This window comes from Schlesneria sp., from assembly GCF_036405755.1.
GTDB lineage: Bacteria > Planctomycetota > Planctomycetia > Planctomycetales > Planctomycetaceae > Schlesneria > Schlesneria sphaerica.
Map to the genome: position 1 here is coordinate 1 of NZ_DASWWZ010000615.1, position 4,131 is coordinate 4,131.

Annotated in this window: 3 protein-coding genes and 1 tRNA gene; 1 reads left to right on the forward strand and 3 read right to left on the reverse strand. The window is 56.4% G+C overall.

Annotation, left to right across the window (positions count from 1 at the left end; translation table 11 throughout):
• Together VGE80_RS20295 and VGE80_RS20300 are read right to left on the reverse strand one after the other, a co-directional pair.
• Window positions 1–1,058, reverse strand: a 1,058-nt coding sequence (locus VGE80_RS20295) for a M24 family metallopeptidase (protein WP_440593927.1), incomplete at its 3' end; no start/stop codon positions are given.
• Window positions 1,059–1,309: 251 nt separating this feature from the next.
• Window positions 1,310–2,362 (reverse strand): NAD(P)/FAD-dependent oxidoreductase, encoded by a 1,053-nt coding sequence (locus tag VGE80_RS20300; RefSeq protein WP_397570574.1) that lies wholly within the window; start codon window positions 2,360–2,362, stop codon window positions 1,310–1,312.
• 438 nt (window positions 2,363–2,800) lie between these two features.
• On the opposite strand from VGE80_RS20300, the gene VGE80_RS20305 reads away from it, so the two are divergent.
• Window positions 2,801–2,873, forward strand: a tRNA-Ala gene (locus VGE80_RS20305).
• 62 nt (window positions 2,874–2,935) lie between these two features.
• On the opposite strand, the gene VGE80_RS20310 is transcribed toward VGE80_RS20305, so the two are convergent.
• Window positions 2,936–3,847, reverse strand: a complete 912-nt coding sequence (locus VGE80_RS20310) for a restriction endonuclease (RefSeq protein WP_440593928.1) — start codon at window positions 3,845–3,847, stop codon at window positions 2,936–2,938.
• Between the last annotated feature and the right edge of the window lie 284 nt (window positions 3,848–4,131).

Consider the following 4,131-nt stretch of genomic DNA (forward strand, 5'->3'; position numbering starts at 1 on the left):
ACATCGCCTGCCACCAGTACATCATCCCCCTGAGGAACCAGAATCGGTGCTTCCGGATGGGCAAGTCCAATCCCGTGCCCGGCATGGTGAGCGAACTTGTCCGCAAGACCTGCCTCGAGAATTGGCTGATTGACCGCGTTGAAGACAGCACTCGCTCGTGTCCCTGCCTTCAAGACCGTCTCACCGTTCCGCTGCGCGGCAGAAACCAGATCAAACAGTCGCTGCTGCTCGGCGTTGGGCTTACCGACTGTCAGGCAGTTCGTGAAGTCGGATCGATACCCCTCCAGAACCACCGAGTAGTCCAGAGTGAACATTTCACCATTTTCCAGCTTGTGATTCGTCGGCAAGCCGCCAACCTTGGGCTGTGACGCGGACGCTGCGCGGAAGTCACCGTAAATTGTGGCAGGACGTCCCGCCGCTTCGGTTGCGGCTTTCTGAACCTCGCAGAAGATTTCGAACTCAGAAATCCCAGGCCGGACAATCTCTCGCAATCGCTTCATCCCCGCTTCCCCGGCGCGCATACACTCCTTCAGTACAGCGATTTCGTCGGGATGCTTCTGACGTCGTAAAGCACGGAGTGTTGTTCCCAAATCCACGGCGCCCGGTTTGTGGAGATCCTTCGCTTCTCGTTTGACCGAATGCTGCTCATGGTCGAGCCCCAGCAGTTCGAAAGCACCGACGGCGAGCCACTCTGCCTCGACCACTCCGTTGCGGCCGTAAAGACGATCGGCGATCTGTTCGGCGGCCTTCAGCAAAGCGTGGTCACGGTTGATGACCGAATGCTGATGGTCGTACCACTGCACCATCACTTCGTCGTCAATGAAAGGATCCGCAGCGCGACTCCGCAATGAGAAGTTGTCACCGAGCAGTGTCGCCTTTCCTTCGCGTTCCAGCAGTAACCAGCAACGCTCGCCTGACGAAAAGGTATTAGGATGAATCCAGAAGTTGGTCAGATACAGCACATGACGCGGATCAGCAATCAACAGCCACTCCACGGCGGAGGGAACGCTTTTCCAAAGCTGAGCGCGACGTGCCCGACAACCTGCTTCTGTCAACATGAGCAATCACTTTCCATTAACGTTTTCGCGAACGCGGCCTTAACCTTACCTGTAAACGATCACCCACAGCGGCCTGAAATCGAGGCAGCAGAGAGAGCAGCATTGAGTCCGGTCACTGAGCCGGCTGTCCGGCCGCCGTGGACAACACAGCTCGGCGTCGGCCGACGTGACTCGTGACATGCAACTCTCTGCGGATCGGGCATGGAGTCTTCCCTCCTCCGCCACCACTTGTGAGCACCGGAGAACCGACTCTAGTGAACCCCTTGCGTCGCAAGGAATCGTTCTGCGTCGAGTGCCGCCATACATCCCGTGCCCGCCGACGTAATCGCCTGACGGTAGTAACTGTCGGCAACGTCGCCAGCAGCAAAGACGCCCTCCACGCTGGTGTTCGTGCGGAAGGGGAGCGAATACACGATGTAACCTTTGTCGTCGGTTTTTACCTGCTTCGCGAGGAAGTCGGTGTTGGGAGTATGTCCGATGGCACAGAACATCCCCCCTGCCTCCAGAACTTCTGTCTCCGAGGTTTGCAGGTTTTTGAGACGAACGCCCGTCACACCCTTCTTCTCGTCTCCCAGCACCTCTTCGACGGTGGTGAACCATTTCACCGTAATCTTAGGGTTCTCGAGAACGCGTTGAGCCATAATCTTGCTGGCACGGAACTCTCCCCGGCGGTGAACGAGGTACACCGTCGAAGCGAATTTGGTCAGATAGGTGGCTTCTTCCATGGCGCTGTCACCCCCCCCGACCACGACCAGCGACTTGTTGCGGAAGCGTGGCAAGGCCCCGTCGCAGACGGCACAGGCCGAAACGCCGCGGTTCTTGTAGAGATCTTCCGAAGGGAGACCCAGGTAGTTCGCGCGGGCTCCTGTCGCGATGATCAGCGAATGAGCGGTATATTCCTGGCCTTCCAGGGTCTTCAACGTGAAGGGACGCTTGGAAAGATCGACTGACACGACGTCATCAGTGACGATCCGCGTGCCGAAGTTCTTCGCCTGCTGCCGCATCAGTTCCATCAGTTCAGGACCGGTGACCCCGGTCATGTGAGGATCGCGGAAGGGGACATTCGCTTCGGGAAGCGATGACTTGAGATAAGGACTCAGGTCGCCCGCAGGGAACCCGGGATAGTTTTCGACTTCGGTCGTCATGGAAAGCTGGCCCAGCGGCAATGTCCCGCGGATCCGGTTTTCGTCCGTGATCGCGCCTTCAAAAACAAGCGGTTCGAGATTCGCTCGCGCCGCGTAGATTGCCGCTGACCATCCGGCTGGTCCGGATCCGATGATCACAACTCGTTCCGTCACACTCATGTTCCTGAACTTTCTGACTCTATTTTGCCGGTTGTTTCCGCGCGGAAGGCTTTGGCAATCAACGTAACCCGGACACCAAACCCGCACGCGGCGGCCTGATGCCGGTCACAATTGTCCGAAAGTCCCGCTGTTGAAACGAGTAAAACAGAACGATACTCGCGATTGCAAATGCGAGCAACCTTGCCGCCACGCTTCACGGCGGCTTTCATCCTCTCCACTGCAGGAAATCCACACAGTCTGTCCCTGCCCCATCTACAAGACCACCAACTGCGCCGCGTCACTCGACATCTGGTCTGCCGTCGCCACGGCGATTCCCGCCGGATGACCATCGTCACCTCACCACGAGTCGCCAGTTTCCACAAGAATCTGCTGAATGGCTTTTGCAGTCCAAATCGTTTGTGCTACATTCCTCGCCGACGGCATACAGTGCCGTCAGTGGGGGCGGTAGCTCAGTTGGGAGAGCGCTGCGTTCGCAATGCAGAGGTCGGGGGTTCGACTCCCCTCCGCTCCACTTGAAAAGCCTTGCTCGCAAACGCTGCGGGCAAGGCTTTTTCGCTTGGTTTCCGTTCTGTGTCAGGAAACCATTTCTACCAGTTCTCCCTCCAGGGGAAGATCCAGTTTGCCAAGTATTAAACTCGGCATCATTTCCCCGTCGATCAACGAACAGCGAACGCTTCTGGCGAGATCCCTGGCGCCCCGGGTGAACGTACTGTTGGTGATTGCACAACTGAAGTGGCACTGATAGTGCGACATGCCAGCGTGGGCTTCCTGAACGGCGGCGTTCGAGACACTTCCCTCATAGCCTTTCACTTGAACTGCGATTCGTTTCCCGCTGCGAGAAATGACGAGGTCCACCCCCTGGTCTCCGGTCGTTTTGGTTGGTTCCACTGCGTAGCCAAGCTCTGTAAACACGCGCGCGAGGAAGTCTTCCAGTTGAACAGATCGCATGGCCCTCCAATCCTCATTGAGAAGCAAGGTTCGACGATAGTGCGAAGAAGCCATCACTTGGGCCTGTTGATGGCTCAATCTCGCTGAATGCAACTCCTGGGAGAGGCGTCGAGAATCCTGCTCCAGTTCAACAAGTCGCTCGCCACTCAACTGAAGAGTCTCAACGTGAGATTCCAGTTCAAGTTCCAACTGGCTCAGATAACTTTCCAGTTGTTCGTCGGGCGGAATGTAGAGCAGCACAATCAGAAATAGGGCTGCCAGAATTGACGCAATCGCTCCCCAAAGCAGCGACCTGGTCAGAGCGTATTGGATTCCGCCGATCAGCGTCGTTCCCACGATGACAACGCCTGGTCGCCAGACAATCGTTGAATCCGTCAATTCTCGAACGAACGTTGAGACGCGAGCGAAGTTAGCAAACCAATCAACAAGTACCAGCCGTTTGCGTACCGCCGCGCGTTCTTCTCTAAGTCGACGAACGGAATTCTGGTTTCGTTCAGCTTCTTGCTCCAGTGATTTGATCCGCCTTTCCATCGACATTGAAGCGACCACCCTCAACAGTGCATTAAAGAAGACTGCATTCAAGAATGAGGCGCATCTGGAAACCGCAGGATCACATCATCAAACGATCAGTTACCTCTTTCCAAATGAACAATACGCATAATCGGGTAGGAGGAGGGGTCACCCCCTCCGTCCTCCCACACCACCGGACGTACTCATCGTATCCGGCGGTTTCTAAGATGGTTGTAAATCGGCGTGCCTTTTGGTCAGGAAGACGAGGCCGAGACGATGGAACCAGTCGATGGACATGGCATGTTGAGCAG